Below are 16063 nucleotides of genomic sequence, written 5' to 3' on the forward strand. Positions count from 1 at the left end.
ACGGACCATCTGACAAGCGAAACAGAAGCTTGAGCAGAATGGAGCCCCGGGAGAACCGATGCGGCGATACATTCTCGGCGCGAAGCTCGTCACGCTTGCCGTCTGGACCGTGGTCTGCCTCGGCGCCTATGTGCTGCTGAACCTGGTCGGCGACGGGTTGATCCGGCATTTGGACGCGCTGCCCGTCGGGCCGGAAGAAATCGAATTCGTGTCGTGGCTGCTCGCCCTGTTTCAGCAGATCGGCTTCGGCCTGGTCATCGGCGTCTGGCTGTTTGGCGCGGTCGTGATCCTGGTGGTCGGCTGGATCGCCCGGCGGTTTGCATCGGGACCGGAGCAGCGATTGCCGGACTCGTCCAGGATGGGAGACAGGAGATGAAGCGGATACTCTTCACCCTCGCGCGTCATGTGGCGACGAACCCGCGGATGCGGGCCCAGGCGCTGCAGGCAGCGCAGAAGATGCGACCCCACATGGAGGAGGCCGGCCGTCAGATCGCGGCGGCGGCGCGGGAGAGCGATCCGCGCCGCGACCCGGTCGGCTTCGGCCGGCGCGTCAGGGAGCGCCTTTTTCCGAAGTGAACCCGTTGAAGTGGATTTGAGAGAACCGACGGGTCACTCTTACTCTCAAGACGTGGCGGCGGCCGGCGCCCGCCGGCCGCCGGACAGCAGGAACAACAGGACAACGAGCAGCACCGCGAGCAGCGGATCGGTGATCTCCGGCGTATGGCCGGCGAAGCGCGTCTGCGCCGCCTCGATCAATGCGAGCGTTCCTGCCGTCGCAAGCGCCGCCCTGGTCCAGCCGGACCGGCTCTCCAGCAGCAGCCAGATCAGGCTGCCGTAGAGGAACAGCTTTTCGAGAAGGCTGATCACCGCCGTCATCATGTTGCCGCCGAGCGCGCCGGCGAATGGCACCCAGTGGAACGACGCCGGCGCGGCGCGCAGATCGAATGGTGCCAAGCCCTGAAGAACCAGGAGCGCGAGTAGCAGCGCGGCAAGGCCTGAGGTGCGCGCCGGCACCCGATGGAGCGCCAGCCACCAGACGACGACGGCGAGGAGCGCACCCGCGACATTGCTCGCGCTGACCGTGTTGTCGAGGATGAACACTTCGGCGACGAAGACGCCGGCGATCAGCAGGAGCACGAGGCGGTCGCGTGCGCCGCGGCGGCGCACGCTCGCCCAGAGATGCAGCACGATCAACCAAGCAACGAAATCGTGGAAGACGCCGAGCGCCGAAAGCTGCGGCCTCAGCAGCAGCGGCTTCAGGCTGTCCTTGACAAGCTGAAAGTCGACCGACGGCACGAAGGGGGCAAGGCGGTAGCCGAGCCAAGCGGCAATCAGCAGCCCGGGCACCGAGGCGCCGAGATTGCGCTCCAGATTCTGCAGCAGACGACGGACGAGCGGCACCGCCGTGGCGGCCGTGCCGAGCGCGAGGCCGAGACCATTCCAAACGACGTCGGTGAAGGTCGGCACGCGGCTCGGCAGAAAGAGCTGCGCGACCTGCAGCGCCGCCGCAAACGCCAGCCCCAGCAACAGAACCGGCAGGACACGCATAGCGCTACCGCCCGCGCGGACGGCGGCAGCGCCGAGCAGGCCGAGCGGCGCGAACAGCACGACATTGCCGAGAATGTCACCGCGCGTGGTGCCGAGCGGATCGACAGTCAGCAATCGATGGATTTCACCAGCGCCATACGCCGCAAGATCGAAGTTGAACGGATAAAGCGAGCCGTAGGCGATCAGGGCGGCGGCAGTCAGCAACAAGAGGAGCAAGGGGAGTCACCCGATCATCGTGATGCAAGCCGCCGGCCCGGAGGGAAACGATGAGCGAGTCTGGCTGCCCATGAGATAGGAGCGATGACGGACCGCTCTGTCGAGAAAAAAAGACATCGCTTTTCATACCGGTCATACCGGTCTCTCAGGGGCCACCGACATCCTGTGTGCGCTGCCGGAGATATTCGGCGATGGCGAAGCCGACCAGGAGCCAGAACCCGCCGACGAGAAAGCCGGCCGCGACGTCGCTGGCGTAATGCACGCTGAGGAAGACCCGGCTGAAGCCGATAAGCGCGATCAGGATCGCGGTCCAGAAGGTGACCTCGAAACGCTGGCGCGGATGGACGAGATCGCGGACGATCGCATAGGCGAGAAAGCCATAGACCGCCATGGCCCCGGTCGTGTGGCCGCTGGGGAAGGAAGGCGAGACCGCGGTCGCCTCGGTAACGAAGTCCGGCCGCTCGCGGCCGAAGCCGAACTTGCCGATATAGGTCGTTGCCTGGGACCCGACGATGTTGACCCAGAGCGGCAGGATGACATGCCGCCGGCGGTGCGCCCAGAGAAAGCCGGTCGCGACGAGAGCGGCGGCGGTCAGCGCGGCGGTGCCGCCGAGCGCCGTGATCCAGGCGAACAGGTCGACCAGAAGGGTGGTGCGCCATGGTCCGACGAGCGCATCGATGCGGCTGTCGAACCGGGCGAGTTCCTCCGCCTCTCCGAGTTCCTCGACGAGGCCGCCGAACAGGGCCGCGAGATAGGCCGCGGCCACGACCGTCAGGGTCAAGGGCAATCCGCTGAAGCCATGCGGGTCGAGCCGGCGGGCGAAATGGGCGTAGACCCTCGGGAACTGCCGCGCCGTCGCGGCGCGCAGCGGGTGAATGCGCGCCCAAGCCTGGCGCCCCGCGGCGGTTCCCGGAAGACGGTGCGCCGCCTGCAGCCCGTGCCGCACCAGAAACCAGGCGAACCGCCACAGAACCACTATGGCAAGCACGGTCACAACCAGGAAGATGGCGGAATCAAGCGGCGGATTGGTCATTGCGAAAGGCAGGACAGCGGATAGAGAGCGGAACGGCCGAGTGTTGAACCGGAGCGATACCAAAATACAGAGTCTAGTGAATAATCATTGCCCTGTATCTCCCCGTCTCTACAGAGACTCCACGGAACCCGCATCCTTCACAGACCGTTAGCCAGAAGAGCGGAGGGAGCAGCGGATATGGCAGCAGCGCGGGATCAGGCGTATCGGATGAGGACGACGCAGGACCGGACGCCGACCCGGGTGCTCACCATGGCGCGTGTCCCAACGGTTCCGCCGGATCCGGTTCCCAAGAAGCCACCGGTGCCGGATCAGCCGCCCGGACCGGGCCGGCCGCCGGACCCAATCCGTCCACCGGGCCCGTCGCCCGACCCGATGGTGCCGCCGACGAACCCGCCGGGTCCGATAGAGCCACCCGTCAATCCACCCGACCCGGACGAGGAGCCGATGGATCCGCCGCCGGTCGAGCCGCCGACCGAACCGCCCGAGCCGATACGCATTTGCGGTTAGGCGAACCAACCGAACCAGCTGAATACGACGAGGAAGAAACCGATGACGCCGGCTGCCACCGCCGCCAGGGTGACGATCCGGTCGGGCAAGGCAAGCCGCGCGGGCGGGTGATAACGTGTCGGCGTAGCCGCGTGGGCGTCGGTGAGCGTGGGCAGCGGATCGCGCTGATCGAGTGAGCGGTTAATCTCCCGAAGCCACCATTGGCGGCGCATATAGCCCCATCCGCCCCAGACAAAGATCAACAGCAGGCCAAGCCAGAACAAAGTCACCCCTCCCCGTCTGTGGAAGATCGGTTGCGCCACCCGTTCCGTGGATGAAACACCGGAAAGAGGGATGCGGCCAAGATGAATCACCATCAGGTTGCGCCACCGGCCGGCGCCGCGCCCGGCAGCCGGCCCTCTTGCCCACGATCTCATCTTTGGCCGAGCCAAAGGAAATATTTGGACATGATTATGGCAACTATCCTTTTCCTCCGTCTCTGAGGCCGTTATCGTCTTGATGATGGCGGTTCTTGCAACCGCCGAACTCATTTCGTTCCGTTGCGTTTGGACCGTCGCAGAGCATCGGTATGTGCCGACATGGCTGAACAGTCACCTTCTAATTCGGCACGATATCGGCCTCGCCGAACCAGCGACACGCATCTGATCGTCGGGATTGGCGCGTCGGCCGGCGGCTTGCCGGCCCTGAAGGCGTTCTTCCATCAGGTTCCGGCCGATGCCGGAATCGCGTTCGTGGTGCTTCAGCACATCAGCGACTCCGAACGGAACCTACTGCCCGAGCTGCTCGACAAGATGACCGAGATGCCGGTCGTTGCCATCGAGCGAGATGTCAGTCCCGCCCCGAACCACGTGTATGTCACGCCGCCGAGCACGATCCTCTCTCTCCAGGGCGGCCGGTTCCAGTTCCGACCGCCACGAAATGCGAATGAGAGCCGCGATCCCATCGACATCTTCTTCCGCTCGCTCGCGGCTGAATACGGCCCCCGGGCGGTCGGCATCATTCTTTCGGGCGGCGGCACCGACGGGACGCTCGGCATGGAGGCGATCAGCGGCGGCGGCGGCATGACGATGGTTCAAGATCCGGAGAGCGCCGCCCACGCCGGAATGCCAAGCAGCGCCACCTTGGGCGGCCTCGTTGACCATATCGTTCCACCGGTCGAGTTGGCGGCCGAACTGCTTGCCTACGCGAGGCATTGGAACGATACCGGAGCGGCAACAGGAGCGACAGGCTGGAGCGAGGAAATCGCCGGTCGAATCACCGACATTTGCGAACTGCTGCGTCGACAGACCGGGCACAACTTCAAACACTACAAGACCAGCACGCTCGTCCGACGGATCCAGCGGCGCATGCAGGTTCTGCACCTCCATGACGTGGAAACCTATCTCAGGCGTCTTGCCGAGGACGCGCAGGAAACGCAGGCCCTCTTCAAGGAGCTGCTCATCGGTGTCACCGCGTTCTTCCGTGATCCCGAAGCCTTCGACGCGCTCAACGAAGAGGTGCTGCCCGGCTTGTTCTCAGCGCGTGCGCCGGGCGATCAGATTCGCATCTGGGTTCCGGGCTGCGCGACCGGTGAGGAGGCGTACACGATCGCCATGCTCGTGCGCGAGCAACTCGATCGGCTCGACGTCGCCAGATCCGTTCAGATCTTCGCCACCGACATCGACGAGCGCGCGCTGGCCATCGCCCGGAAGGGCCAGTACGCACAGGGCATCGCCAATCAGATCACGCCCGATCGCCTGAAGCGCTTCTTCATCAAGCGTGGCCGGTATTATCAGATCAGCAAGGAGATCCGGGAGCTGTGCCTGTTCTCGGCGCATAACCTCATCAGCGACCCGCCCTTCTCCCGCATCGACCTGATCTCCTGCCGCAATCTGCTGATCTATCTCGGCCCGCATCTGCAGAAGAAGCTGTTTCCGGTTTTTCACTATGCGCTTCGGCCAGGGGGATACCTGTTCCTGGGCTCGTCCGAAACGCTGACTGGACATGCCGAGCTGTTCCGGCCGATCGACACGAAGCACCGCCTCTCGCAGCGCAAGGAAACCGGGCTTCGCGCGCCGGAACCGTTGCACGACCTCGGCGGGGCGGCCTTCGGTACGTGGCGCAGCTTGCCTGCGACCGGCACGCCGGATCTTGCGGCGATCGCTCAGCGCATCGTCCTCGACGAGTTTGCACCAAAATACGCCATCGTCGGGGAGGAGGGGCAAGTTGTCTATCTCTCGGAAGGTATGGCCAAATATGTCGAGCCGCCCACCGGCAACTTCAGCAACAGCATCGTGCGAATGGCACGCCAGGGACTTCGGGTGGGCCTGCGCGCGGCCCTTAACGAGGCCATCAAGACGCGCCGGAGCGTCGTTCACGACGCCCTGTCCGTGAAGACCGAACAGGGCCTGCAGCAGATTCGGCTCACCGTGCAGCCCATGCCCGCGCTCGGCCAGGATACCGGGATGTTCATGCTCGTCTTCCAGGACATGGGCGCTCCCGTCGATCGCCGGGATCGCGCCGACGGGAGCGCGATCCGGGACGCCGACATGGTGATCGACCAGCTCGAGCGGGAGCTGCTCCGCACGCGCGAAGACCTGGAGCGGACGGTGCAGGACCTCGAGGCCGCGAACGAGGAACTCAAATCCTCGAACGAGGAACTCCGGTCGATGAACGAAGAGCTTCAATCGGCCAATGAGGAGCTGGAGACATCGAAAGAGGAGGTGCAGTCCGCAAACAATGCGCTAGCTAAGGCCAACGCCGATCTCGAGAACCTGCTTCGCAGCACGCGCATCGCCACGATCTTCCTCAATAACGAGCGCCATATCCGCAGCTTCACGCCGGTGGCGGCACAGCTCTACAATCTGATTCCGGGCGATGTGGGGCGGCCTCTGAATCACGTGACGCACCGTTTCGCGGCCCTGCCGCCTCTGCCATCGGACGACGAGATCGATTCGCGCAGCAGCCCGATCGAGCATGAAGCACAGACCGTCGACGGCCGCTGGTTTCTCCGCCGGGTCCTGCCTTATCGGACGCTGGAGGGGGCAGCCGACGGCGTCGTGATCACCTTCCTCGACATATCGAGGCTGAAACAGACGCAGGAGGCGCTGAGGTCAGTCGTCGCGGAGAAGGAGGATCTGCTACACCACAAGGACGTGCTGCTGAAGGAGCTCAATCATCGGATCAAGAATAGCCTTCAGCTTGTGGCGAGCTTGCTGGCGCTACAGAGCAGGACCGTTCCGAAAGAGGCGCAGCAGCAGTTGGCCGAGGCGACCAGCCGAATCAATGCGGTGGCTCGGGTCCACCAACGGCTGTATCAGAGGAGCGAGATCGACCGGGTCGACTTCGGCGCGTACCTTCATGAGTTCTGCGCCGATCTCGCCGACACGCTCGGGATGGCGAACAGAGCCGTTCATCTTCGAATCGAGGCGGAGCCTGTCGAACTACCGACCGATCAGGTCATCCCGCTCGCCTTGATCATCAACGAACTCATCACCAACGCCTTCAAATACGCCTTTCCCGGCGACTCTATCGGCACAATAGCGGTCGAGAGCCGACTGGAGGCAGATGGCACGCTGCAGATCACCGTAAGGGACGACGGAGCGGGCTTGCCGGTCAACGTCGCCGACGAGACGGGTGGCCTCGGCATGAAGCTGATCAACGCCTTGGCACATCAACTCGACGCCCGGTTCGAGATCCTTCCAGGATCACGCGGCGCGGCTTTTCAGATTCGGCTGTCGGTTCCACAGGGCGGCCAAAGCGCGTCCTGAACCGGTAATTTTTCCCGTCCGTCGGAAACTCTTGCGAACAGTGCCTGTTAACCACGTGACATTATCGTGACCAGCGGGACCATTTCTCGATCACACTAAACTTGCGCTGCCGTCCAAGACGAAGGCCGTGATGTCCCAGATTGTATCCAAGCCGGCCAGCATCCTCATCGTCGAGGACGAGGTGCTGATCGCGCTATTCACCTCGGCGACGCTCTCCGACCTCGGCTATGACGTGATCGGGATTGCAAAGACGGCAGAGGACGCGCTGCAAACGGCCAATAGACATCGGCCGGATCTGGTGCTGATGGACATCACCTTGCGTGGGCAAGGCGACGGTATCGAGGCTGCGCAACGGCTCAAGGAACACCTCGGCGTCCCGGTCCTGTTCGTCACCGCCCATGCCGACGGCACGACGATGGAGCGGGCTGCGGCGGCAAAGCCGGCCGGTTATCTGGTCAAGCCGTTCTCGCCTCGGCAGCTGGGAGAGGCTGTATCGGGCGCATTGGATGTTACCATCCGGCCCGGCGGCCAATCTTAATCAAGGTCGCACCGTCCCCGACTTCAAGCAGGAACGGCGAATCGCAACCGAACCGAATGCCCGTCAGGTCCGCGCGACCCGGTTCTCCATCGCGACCTCCGCCTCCAGGCTCTCCTTGTCGCGTCCGATCGTCACGACCGCGAGCGTCTTGCCGTCGCGTTCATAGGCGAGCCGACAATCGCCGTCTTCGATCCGACCGTCGATGGCGATGCGGTCCCACCGCTCCGCATAACCGACATAGTTGACGCTGGTGTCATAGTGCTGCGTCCAGAAGAAGGGAGGGATATCGAACCGTTCGCGCCGGCCGAGGATGTTCTTCGCAGCCGTTTGCCCCTGGCGCTCCGCCACGACCCAGTGCTCGACACGAATCCGATCGCCCGTGAGCGGGTCCGGCCAGCGCGCGATGTCCCCAATCGCGAACACGCCCGGCGCGCTCGTCTCGAGATATTCGTTCACTAGAATGCCCCGATCCGTCCGGATGCCGGCCTGTTCCGCAATTTCGGTCACCGGCCTCACGCCGATTCCGACGATGACGAGATCGGCCTCGATCGTCTCGCCGTTCTGCAGGGTCACCGACCGGTCGTCGATCGCGGCGAGGGTCTGTTCGAGATGGAAGCGCACGCCGCGCCCCTCATGAAGCTTGCGGATATGGTCTCCCATCTCCGGGCCAAGCACGCGCTCCATCGGGCGTTTGCCCGGCGCCACGACATGCACCTCCAGGTCGCGCACGCGCAGGGCGGCCGCAACCTCCATTCCAATAAAGCTCGCGCCGACCACGACGGCACGCGTCGCCTGCCCGGCCGCGCGAATGATGGCGCGACAGTCATCCAATGACCGCAGATAGTGGACATGGGGGCGATCGGCGCCCGGCAGGTCGAGCCGCACAGGTTCCCCGCCCGTCGCCAGGACCAGCGCGTCGTAGGCCCGTGCGCTGCCGTCGGACAGCGTGACCTGCTTGCCGCGCGTGTCGATCGCGGTCGCACGGGTCTTCAGCAGAAGCTCGATATCGTGCTTCTTGTAGAACTTCTCCGAGCGGAGCGGAATCCACTCCTCGGGCGCGGTGCCGGCCAGATAATCCTTCGACAGGTTGGGCCGGTCATAGGGCACGGACTCGTCCGCGCTGATCATGACGATGCGACCCGAATGGCCTTCCCGGCGCAGCATCTCCGCCGCGGCATTGCCGGCCCCGCCGCCGCCGATGATGACGACCGTGTCGGGCGTCCGCGCCTCGCCCGCCATGCGCCGTTCGCCGGGTTTGATTCGCTCCTGCACGACGAGCTTGCCGTCCCGCTTTTCGACCCGCCAGCAGGGGACGGGGTTGAGCGCCGGAGCCCGGATCGCCTCGCCGGTGCGCAGGTCGAAGCAGGCGTGATGCCAGGGGCAGCGAACCGTGTCGCCGACCATCAGGCCCTCGGCGAGGGGTCCGTTGTAATGCGTGCAGTTCGCGCCGATCGCGAAATATGCGTCGCCGCGCCGTGCGACAAGGACGGGTTCGCCCGCGGCGTGCCCCTGCAGCATGGCGCCGTCGGCAAGCTCGTTCAATGCGATCCCCGCCGCAAGGTCGGGACCGCTCAATTCCTGCTTTCCAGCCATCGCCCCTTCTCCCAAGCTCGGTCGCGCGCCGTGAGCGCTATGTTTGCACAAGCGGCCGGCCCGCCGAAAGTTCCGCGGAGGGACGATAGGCGAGCCGGTCCTTAAGGGGCGCAGGTTTTCGGGACGTGCTACTGTCCGGCCGGCTCCTCGCCGGCGCTGGCGGCCTGCCGTCGTTTGCGGGCGCGCCGCGCCAGCATGTTGAGGCCTTCGACCAGGGCGGAGAAGGCCATCGCGGCGTAGATATAGCCCTTCGGCACATGCACGCCGAATCCGTCGGCGATCAGCATGGTTCCGATGAGGAGCAGAAACCCCAGCGCCAGCATGACGATGGTCGGATTATTGTGGATGAAGTTCGCAAGCGGATCGGCCGCGAACAGCATCACCAGGACTGCGACGACGACCGCCACCATCATCACTGGGATGTGGTCGGTCATGCCGACCGCGGTGATGATGCTGTCGATCGAGAAGACGAGATCGAGAAGCAGGATCTGAAAAATCGCCGCCCCGAAGCCGATTCCGGCCGCCTTGCCCCCGAACATGTCGGGACCGGGGTCGGGGTCGACATTGTGATGGATCTCCTTGGTCGACTTCCACACCAGGAACAGCCCGCCGGCGATCAGGATCAGGTCGCGCCAGGAGAAGCCGTGGCCGAACAGCTCGAACAGCGGCGTGGTGAGCTGCACGATGAAGGCGACGGTGCCGAGCAGCGCCAGCCGTAGGACCAGGGCGAGGCCGATGCCGATCCGCCGACCGCGCGAGCGCTGATGCTCCGGCAGCTTGTTGGTGAGGATCGAGATGAAGATGAGGTTGTCGATGCCCAACACCACTTCCATGGCGATCAGCGTGGCGAGCGCCGCCCAGACGGCGGGGTCGGCGGCAAGAGTGATCAGATAATCCATGGGCTCTCCAGATGGCCTCCTAGGGGTGAAGGGCGGGCCGCTGCGCGGTGGACCCGGCGGGGACGAACACGGTTACGGCGGCGCGCCGGATTCGGAAATGGGCCGGCGTCGTCGTGACCAGCTCGCCGTCGGCATTGACCTCGTGCTCGCGTGGCGTGCGGAGCGTCAGCTCCGTGGTGCCGAAGGTGCGCACGTCTTTCCATCGCCCATGCGTGCCGCGCCGGAGCGCGGGCAGAAGCGCGAGGAGCTGACTCCAATGGTGGATTTCCAGGCTGTAGACGTCGAGCCGGCCGTCATCCGGCTGCGCGGTGTCCTCCACCGTCATGCCGCCCCCATAGAATCGCCCGTTGCCGACCGAGACCTGCACCGTGCGCACCGTCTCGGTCGAGCCGTCATGATCGATATGGACGGTGAACGGGCGACTCTCAGCCAGAAGCCGCAGGGCCGCGACCGCGTAGCCGAGCGTGCCCCAGCGCTTCTTAGCCTCCGAGGTGAGCCCGCGCGCCAGATCGGCGCTGAAACCGATGCTCGCGACATTGAAGAAAAGATGCCCGTTGACCTCACCGAGGTCCAGCCGCCGCGTGCCTCCCTCCAGAATGACGCGCGCCGCCTCGACGGGGGCGAGCGGCAGCGCCAGGGTTCTGGCAAGGTCGTTGGCGGTGCCGAGGGGAAGGATGCCAAGCGGCAGGCCGGTCTCCATCAGCCCGGCCGCCGCCGAATTCATCGTGCCGTCGCCGCCGCCGACGATGACGAGATCGACCTCTTCCGCATGCGCCCGGATGGCGTCGGACAGCTTGGTGTCCTTGGAGAGCGGCGGCTCGATCAGCTCGAGCCCCCCCGCCTTGAGAAGATCGAGAGCGTCCGTAATGGAGCCGCCGGCGCGGCGGGCGCGGCGATTGACGAGAAGGAGGGCGCGCTTGGATCGGGGCCCGTCGTCGGGAAGAGGCGGCATGTAGCTTTTAGAGTAGAATCCGGGACTTCCGAGATGGGATCGGCAACCGCCGGAGGCAAGGCTGCTTCTGCACCGCCGAAGACCTCACGCCTTGGCGTCGGGCCGCCCGTTTCCTACCTGATTATTGTTAACAGGAGAAGAAGGACCCGATCCGATGCTCGATGCAAAACGATTGCTCGACCAGTTCCTCGGGAGCCAGGCCGGCCGTGGACTCGCTGAAAAGACCGGCGGAGGGTTCGACCCGTCGCAGCTCGGCGACCTTGCCCGCAACCTTGGAGATGGTCTCGGGAGCGGGTCCTTCGGAGGCGGGGCGCTTGCCGGCGGCCTCGCCGGCATCCTGCTCGGGTCGAAGAAGGGCCGCAAGCTCGGCGGCTCGGCCCTGAAGATCGGCGGCTTGGCCCTGGTCGGCGCGCTCGCCTACAAGGCCTATCAGGATTGGCAGGCCGGCAAGCGGCCGATGGCCGCATCGGCGCCACAGAGCGACGCCGTGCTGCCGCCGCCCGGCGACACGCCCTTCAATCCCTCCACCGAATCCGAGCAGCAGTCGCTCGGCCGCCACCTGCTGCGCGCCATGATCGCCGCCGCCAAGGCCGACGGCCATATCGACGCGGAGGAGCAGGCGAACATCTTCGCCGAGATGGACAAGCTCGATCTCGATGCCGATGACAAGGCGTTCGTGATGGACGAGCTGCGCGCGCGCCTCGACGTCGACGCGGTGGCGAAGGCCGCGCGCACGCCGGAGGAGGCGGCCGAGATCTACACCGCCTCGCTGCTCGCCATCGATATCGACAATGCCGCCGAGCGCGGTTATCTCGCCTTGCTCGCCGCCCGGCTGAAGCTCGACGACGCGCTCGTCGAGCATCTGCACGCCACCGTCGAAGGCGCTACCGAGAAGGTATAGCCCCAGCTCACACCGGCGGCGGGTTGAGCCGGGCGAAGCCGGCCTGACGCCGGTAGGGCCAGTAGGGGTAAGCCGCCGTCACCGCGCTGGCAGCATCCAGCCGGGCCATCTGTTCGGGTGTCAGCGTCCAGCCGACGGCACCCAGGTTCTGGCGGAGCTGCGCTTCGTTCCGGGCGCCGATGACGACGGTGGACACGGTGGGGCGCTGGAGCAGCCAGTTGATCGCGATCTGCGGAATCGTCCGGCCGGTTTCCTTCGCCACCGCGTCGAGGGCGTCGACCACCCGGAAAAGCAGCGCGTCCTCCACCGGCGGGCCATAGTCGGCGGTCTGGTGCAGACGGCTGACCTCAGGCAGGGGCTGGCCGCGGCGCAGCTTGCCGGTGAGCCGGCCCCAACCCAGGGGACTCCAAACCACCGCGCCGACGCCCTGGTCGAGACCGAGCGGCATCAGCTCCCACTCATAGTCACGGCCGATCAGCGAATAGTAGGCTTGGTTCGCGACATAGCGCGGATAGCCGTATTTCTCGGCCGCCGCCAGCGACTTCATCAGCTGCCAGCCGGAGAAGTTCGAGACGCCGACATAGCGGATCTTCCCGGTGCGCACGAGGTCGTCGAGCGTCGAGAGAACCTCCTCGACCGGCGTCGTCGAGTCGAAGGCGTGAAGCTGGAGGAGGTCGATATAGTCGGTCCCCAGGCGCCGCAGCGCCGCCTCGCATGCCTGGATCAGACGGGAGCGTGAGGATCCGGCGTCGTACGGCCCGTCGCCCATCGGAAGGCCTGTCTTGGTGGAGAGGATCACCTGATCCCGCCGCCCCCTGATCGCCTGGCCCAGCACCTCCTCGGACGCGCCGTCGGAATAGACGTCGGCGGTGTCGAACAAGGTGACGCCCGCCTCCAGGCAGATGTCGATCAGCCGCCGGGCTTCGGCAGCGTCCGTGTCGCCCCAGGCACTGAACAGCGGTCCCTGACCGCCGAAGGTGCCGGCGCCGAAGCTCAGGACCGGGACCTTCAGCCCCGACGCGCCCAGATGTCTGTATTCCATGTTCGAACTCCTCGATTGTGAAATGAAATCACCCGCTCGTGCGGCATGGACCCTTCGTCTCAGATGTCGCAGAGCGCCCGCCCGTCGGCAGCCGGTGAGGCTCGCCGGTCGAGATGCGCGCTCCAGAGCGCGACACCGAGGCCAGTGGCGGTAACGACGGCAGCCACCCAGGTGACCGCGCCAAGGCCAGGCCCCTGCTCGATGACTACGCCGCCCAACCATGCGCCGAGCGCGTTGCCGAGATTGAAGGCGGCGATATTCAGGCTCGAGGCGAGGCTCTGGCCGGCACCGCCGGCCTTCTCCAATACACGGAGCTGCAACGGAGCCACCGTGGCGAAGGCCGCCGCGCCCAGGAGCCCGACGAAGATCACCGCCGTAACCCCGCTATGCACCGCCAGCGTCATGGCGGCGAGGACCAACGCGAGGATGGTCAGGGTTCCGAGTAGCGCCGGCATGGGGCCGCGGTCCGCAAGGCGTCCGCCGAGCAGGTTGCCGGCGGCAAGACCGGCGCCGAACACCAGGAGAATCGGAGAAACCGCTTCGGGGGAGAAGCCGGAGATCTGCGTCAGAATGGGCTGTACATAGGTGAAGACCGTGAAGACGCCGGCATAGCCCAGTACGGTCATCAGCAGCCCGAGCAGGACCTGCGGCCGGGCGAGGACGGCGAGTTCGTCGCGCAGCGGCGCAGTGTCCGTGCGCTCGCCGGCACGCGGCACGAACAGGGCGAGCACGACGCTCGCCGCCACGCCGATGGCTGCGACCACCCAGAAGGTGGCGCGCCAGCCATAAGCCAGGCCGAGCCAAGCGCCGAAGGGAACGCCAAGCAAGGTCGCCGCCGTCAAGCCCGTGAACATTACGGCGATGGCGGAGGCCCTCCGGTCGGGCGCGACGAGGCCGGTCGCCACCACGGAGCCGACGCCGAAGAACGTGCCGTGGGCAAGAGATGTGACGACGCGGGCCGTCATCAGCGCGCCATAGCTTGGCGCGAGCGCACAGGCCAAATTGCCCAGGGTGAAGATCGCCATGAGGGCTATCAGCACCGTCTTGCGCGGCAAGCGGCGGGTGGCGAGCGTCAGCACCGGCGCGCCGACGAAGACGCCGAGCGCATAGCCGGAGATCAGCAGCCCGGCGGCCGGGATCGATACGCCGAGATCGGCCGAAACCTGCAGCAACAGGCCCATGATCACGAACTCGGTGGTCCCGATGCCGAAGGCTCCGGCGGTGAGGGCGTAGACGGCGATCGGCATGAAATGGGCGCTCCAAGTGCGATCCGAATGTCGCGCCTCAAAGGTAGAAGCCGGGCTTGCCGTGAGATAGAGTGCCGAACGACACATGATCTATGAATTGAGTTCACATGGCGCGGTTGGAGACGAGCCGGTCAGGCGAGATGGAGGTGTTCGTACGGGTCGTGGAGCTCTCAGGCTTCTCGGCTGCGGCCCGTTCGTTCCGCATCACACCCTCGGCGGTGAGTAAGCTGGTGGCGCGCCTCGAGGCCCGGCTCGGTGCCCGCCTCTTCAATCGCTCCACGCGCAAGCTGCAGCTCACGCCCGAGGGGCTGGCCTTCTACGAACGCTGTGTGCGGATCCTGGCCGATATGGACGAGGCCGAGCGCGAAGCTTCGGCCGGAACGGCACCCCGCGGCCGGGTGCGCGTCAACGCCAACGTCCCGTTCGGCCTGCATCATCTTCTGCCGCTCGTCCCCGACTTCCTCGCGCAGCACCCTGAGGTAACGCTCGACATCGTGCTCACGGACCAGGTGATCGACCTTCTGGACGAGCGCGCCGATGTCGCTATCCGGGTCGGCCCTCTGCGCGCGTCGCAGCTTATCGCGCGCAAGCTCGGCGAAAGCCGCATGGCGGTGGTGGCCGCACCGAGCTATCTCGAGCGCCGCGGGATCCCACAGACTCTCGCCGATATCGAGGATCACAATCGGATCGGCTTCAACTTCGCCCGCAGCTTCGAAGAATGGCCGTTCATCGAGGCCGGCGCCGTCAGAACCCTGCCCGCTTGCGGCGACGTCCAAGTCGGCGACGGCGAAAGCGCGCGCAGGCTGGCCCTGGCCGGCGTCGGGCTTGCGCGGCTCGCTCTGTTTCATATCGGCCGCGATATCGAGGCCGGCCGCCTGCGGCCCGTGCTCGAGAACCTCAACCCCGGCGACGTCGAGGACATCCACGCTGTCTTTGTCGGCCAAGGGGGCCACCTGCCCGCCCGCGTCCGCGCCTTCATTGACTATCTCGCCAAGACGGTGCGATTCCACTGAGCGCGTCGAAATCCTTTACACGCCCGAGGCCCGTGTTAAGAGGCCTCAGTTCATCGGATTCTCTTATATTCGTGGCATTCGCTGGAACCCGAGCAAGAGATCTCAAGAAATTGAGGGCAATTGCCTGTAGGAACATTTTACACCGACGCCCCGATTTTCCTTTGCTCCTCCCCTACAACCTTGAAAAGCCGGCATTCTGCGGATTTGGCACGGAATTTGCTGATCTTTAGAACACCCACGAGTCTTGGGAGCGTTTGCATCGAGTGCCGCTGCTAAGCACGGCGGCACCGCATGGGGGGACAAATGCGTCACGTTCTGTCAGGCCACCATCACGGCACGGCCGTCATCCGTTCATCTGCGACGATTCTCAAGCGATCATCTTCCGTCATCGCCCTCACCTTCGCCATCGGCTTGGCCGCACCGGCGCTGGCCGGTCCGATCACGGCGACCTGGAACGGTGGTGCTGGCAACTGGATGGATTCGAACTGGAGCTTCGATGCTTCGGCCGGCTCGACCTTCCCGCGCAATGACGCGACCGATCAGTACAATGTGCGCATCGATGGCGGGAACACCGGCACGGCCTCCGCCGTCACCCTGACTGCACCCGCAACCATCGACAGCCTCGATGTCGATACCGACGACAGCCTGCTCGTTGAGGGAACAGGCCTTACGATCGTTCGGGATCCGAGCCGTCCGGCGAGCGGCAGCGTCCAGAACAGCGGCAGCATCACGGTCGAGGCGCAGGGGATCGGCTTTGCCAGGCTGCGGCTCGAGAGCGATGTGACCTTCGACGGCGGCGGCGTGCTGACGCTGGCCGGGCCGGCC

16 protein-coding genes are annotated in these 16063 nt (G+C 65.5%); 8 read left to right on the plus strand and 8 right to left on the minus strand.

All coding sequences use genetic code 11. The annotated features are described in order from the left end of the window. The first annotated feature begins 58 nt into the window (after window positions 1-58). Complete coding sequence (locus tag DT069_RS14415; protein ID WP_119460995.1) at window positions 59-376, plus strand: hypothetical protein; 318 nt, start codon at window positions 59-61, stop codon at window positions 374-376. Further along, entirely contained in the window at window positions 373-576 is a 204-nt protein-coding gene (locus DT069_RS14420) for a hypothetical protein (protein ID WP_119460996.1), read from the plus strand. Before DT069_RS14415 ends, DT069_RS14420 begins: the two co-directional genes overlap by 4 nt. Before the next feature lie 45 nt (window positions 577-621). Here DT069_RS14420 and DT069_RS14425 read toward each other — a convergent pair whose 3' ends face one another. Next, window positions 622-1764, minus strand: coding sequence for a VanZ family protein (locus tag DT069_RS14425; RefSeq protein ID WP_119460997.1), 1143 nt, complete (start codon window positions 1762-1764; stop codon window positions 622-624). Between the two features lie 145 nt (window positions 1765-1909). Then, window positions 1910-2797, minus strand: a complete 888-nt coding sequence (locus DT069_RS14430; RefSeq protein ID WP_162913197.1) for a phosphatase PAP2 family protein — start codon at window positions 2795-2797, stop codon at window positions 1910-1912. 207 nt (window positions 2798-3004) lie between these two features. Here DT069_RS14430 and DT069_RS14435 point away from each other — a divergent pair, with 207 nt between their 5' ends. Continuing rightward, the gene (locus DT069_RS14435) at window positions 3005-3304 is read left to right on the plus strand and encodes a hypothetical protein (protein ID WP_162913198.1); all 300 of its coding nucleotides are present in this window, start codon (window positions 3005-3007) and stop codon (window positions 3302-3304) included. On the opposite strand, the gene DT069_RS14440 is transcribed toward DT069_RS14435, so the two are convergent. After that, window positions 3301-3660, minus strand: coding sequence for a hypothetical protein (locus DT069_RS14440; protein WP_162913199.1), 360 nt, complete (start codon window positions 3658-3660; stop codon window positions 3301-3303). The two genes, DT069_RS14435 and DT069_RS14440, sit on opposite strands and share 4 nt — an antisense overlap. A 222-nt stretch (window positions 3661-3882) precedes the next feature. On the opposite strand from DT069_RS14440, the gene DT069_RS14445 reads away from it, so the two are divergent. Together DT069_RS14445 and DT069_RS14450 are read left to right on the plus strand one after the other, a co-directional pair. Next, window positions 3883-7053, plus strand: coding sequence for a CheR family methyltransferase (locus tag DT069_RS14445; RefSeq protein WP_119461001.1), 3171 nt, complete (start codon window positions 3883-3885; stop codon window positions 7051-7053). A 130-nt stretch (window positions 7054-7183) separates the two neighbouring features. Beyond that, the gene (locus DT069_RS14450; RefSeq protein WP_119461002.1) at window positions 7184-7591 is read left to right on the plus strand and encodes a response regulator; all 408 of its coding nucleotides are present in this window, start codon (window positions 7184-7186) and stop codon (window positions 7589-7591) included. A 63-nt stretch (window positions 7592-7654) separates the two neighbouring features. Here the strand turns inward: DT069_RS14450 and DT069_RS14455 are convergent, their stop codons facing one another. The 3 genes from DT069_RS14455 to DT069_RS14465 all read right to left on the minus strand — a co-directional run bounded on the left by DT069_RS14455 (window position 7655) and on the right by DT069_RS14465 (window position 11035). Continuing rightward, a complete protein-coding gene (locus DT069_RS14455; RefSeq protein ID WP_119461003.1) occupies window positions 7655-9184 on the minus strand; it encodes an FAD-dependent oxidoreductase in 1530 nt (509 codons plus the stop codon). 128 nt (window positions 9185-9312) lie between these two features. Next, entirely contained in the window at window positions 9313-10083 is a 771-nt protein-coding gene (locus DT069_RS14460; RefSeq protein WP_119461004.1) for a TerC family protein, read from the minus strand. 19 nt (window positions 10084-10102) lie between these two features. Then, window positions 10103-11035: a lipid kinase gene (locus DT069_RS14465; protein ID WP_119461005.1), complete on the minus strand. Its 933-nt coding sequence runs from the start codon at window positions 11033-11035 to the stop codon at window positions 10103-10105. Between the two features lie 154 nt (window positions 11036-11189). On the opposite strand from DT069_RS14465, the gene DT069_RS14470 reads away from it, so the two are divergent. Next, entirely contained in the window at window positions 11190-11936 is a 747-nt protein-coding gene (locus DT069_RS14470) for a tellurite resistance TerB family protein (protein WP_119461006.1), read from the plus strand. A 7-nt stretch (window positions 11937-11943) separates the two neighbouring features. Here the strand turns inward: DT069_RS14470 and DT069_RS14475 are convergent, their stop codons facing one another. Together DT069_RS14475 and DT069_RS14480 are read right to left on the minus strand one after the other, a co-directional pair. Beyond that, complete coding sequence (locus DT069_RS14475) at window positions 11944-12978, minus strand: aldo/keto reductase (RefSeq protein ID WP_119461007.1); 1035 nt, start codon at window positions 12976-12978, stop codon at window positions 11944-11946. A gap of 59 nt (window positions 12979-13037) precedes the next feature. After that, a complete protein-coding gene (locus DT069_RS14480; RefSeq protein ID WP_119461008.1) occupies window positions 13038-14225 on the minus strand; it encodes an MFS transporter in 1188 nt (395 codons plus the stop codon). Window positions 14226-14332: 107 nt separating this feature from the next. On the opposite strand from DT069_RS14480, the gene DT069_RS14485 reads away from it, so the two are divergent. Next, a complete protein-coding gene (locus DT069_RS14485; RefSeq protein WP_119461009.1) occupies window positions 14333-15238 on the plus strand; it encodes a LysR family transcriptional regulator in 906 nt (301 codons plus the stop codon). Window positions 15239-15541: 303 nt separating this feature from the next. After that, on the plus strand, window positions 15542-16063 hold a 522-nt coding region (locus tag DT069_RS14490), incomplete at its 3' end, for a hypothetical protein (RefSeq protein ID WP_162913200.1).

Source organism: Virgifigura deserti (assembly GCA_003576685.1).
In the GTDB taxonomy this organism is placed as follows: Bacteria; Pseudomonadota; Alphaproteobacteria; order Dongiales; family Dongiaceae; genus Virgifigura; species Virgifigura deserti.

Coding starts and splice junctions, on each gene's coding strand:
- DT069_RS14415 (WP_119460995.1), top strand. CDS start 59: ATGCGGCGATACATTCTCGGCGCGAAGCTCGTCACGCTTGCCGTCTGG.
- DT069_RS14420 (WP_119460996.1), top strand. CDS start 373: ATGAAGCGGATACTCTTCACCCTCGCGCGTCATGTGGCGACGAACCCG.
- DT069_RS14430 (WP_162913197.1), bottom strand. CDS start 2,797: ATGACCAATCCGCCGCTTGATTCCGCCATCTTCCTGGTTGTGACCGTG.
- DT069_RS14435 (WP_162913198.1), top strand. CDS start 3,005: ATGAGGACGACGCAGGACCGGACGCCGACCCGGGTGCTCACCATGGCG.
- DT069_RS14440 (WP_162913199.1), bottom strand. CDS start 3,660: ATGGTGATTCATCTTGGCCGCATCCCTCTTTCCGGTGTTTCATCCACG.
- DT069_RS14445 (WP_119461001.1), top strand. CDS start 3,883: ATGGCTGAACAGTCACCTTCTAATTCGGCACGATATCGGCCTCGCCGA.
- DT069_RS14450 (WP_119461002.1), top strand. CDS start 7,184: ATGTCCCAGATTGTATCCAAGCCGGCCAGCATCCTCATCGTCGAGGAC.
- DT069_RS14455 (WP_119461003.1), bottom strand. CDS start 9,184: ATGGCTGGAAAGCAGGAATTGAGCGGTCCCGACCTTGCGGCGGGGATC.
- DT069_RS14460 (WP_119461004.1), bottom strand. CDS start 10,083: ATGGATTATCTGATCACTCTTGCCGCCGACCCCGCCGTCTGGGCGGCG.
- DT069_RS14465 (WP_119461005.1), bottom strand. CDS start 11,035: ATGCCGCCTCTTCCCGACGACGGGCCCCGATCCAAGCGCGCCCTCCTT.
- DT069_RS14470 (WP_119461006.1), top strand. CDS start 11,190: ATGCTCGATGCAAAACGATTGCTCGACCAGTTCCTCGGGAGCCAGGCC.
- DT069_RS14475 (WP_119461007.1), bottom strand. CDS start 12,978: ATGGAATACAGACATCTGGGCGCGTCGGGGCTGAAGGTCCCGGTCCTG.
- DT069_RS14480 (WP_119461008.1), bottom strand. CDS start 14,225: ATGCCGATCGCCGTCTACGCCCTCACCGCCGGAGCCTTCGGCATCGGG.
- DT069_RS14485 (WP_119461009.1), top strand. CDS start 14,333: ATGGCGCGGTTGGAGACGAGCCGGTCAGGCGAGATGGAGGTGTTCGTA.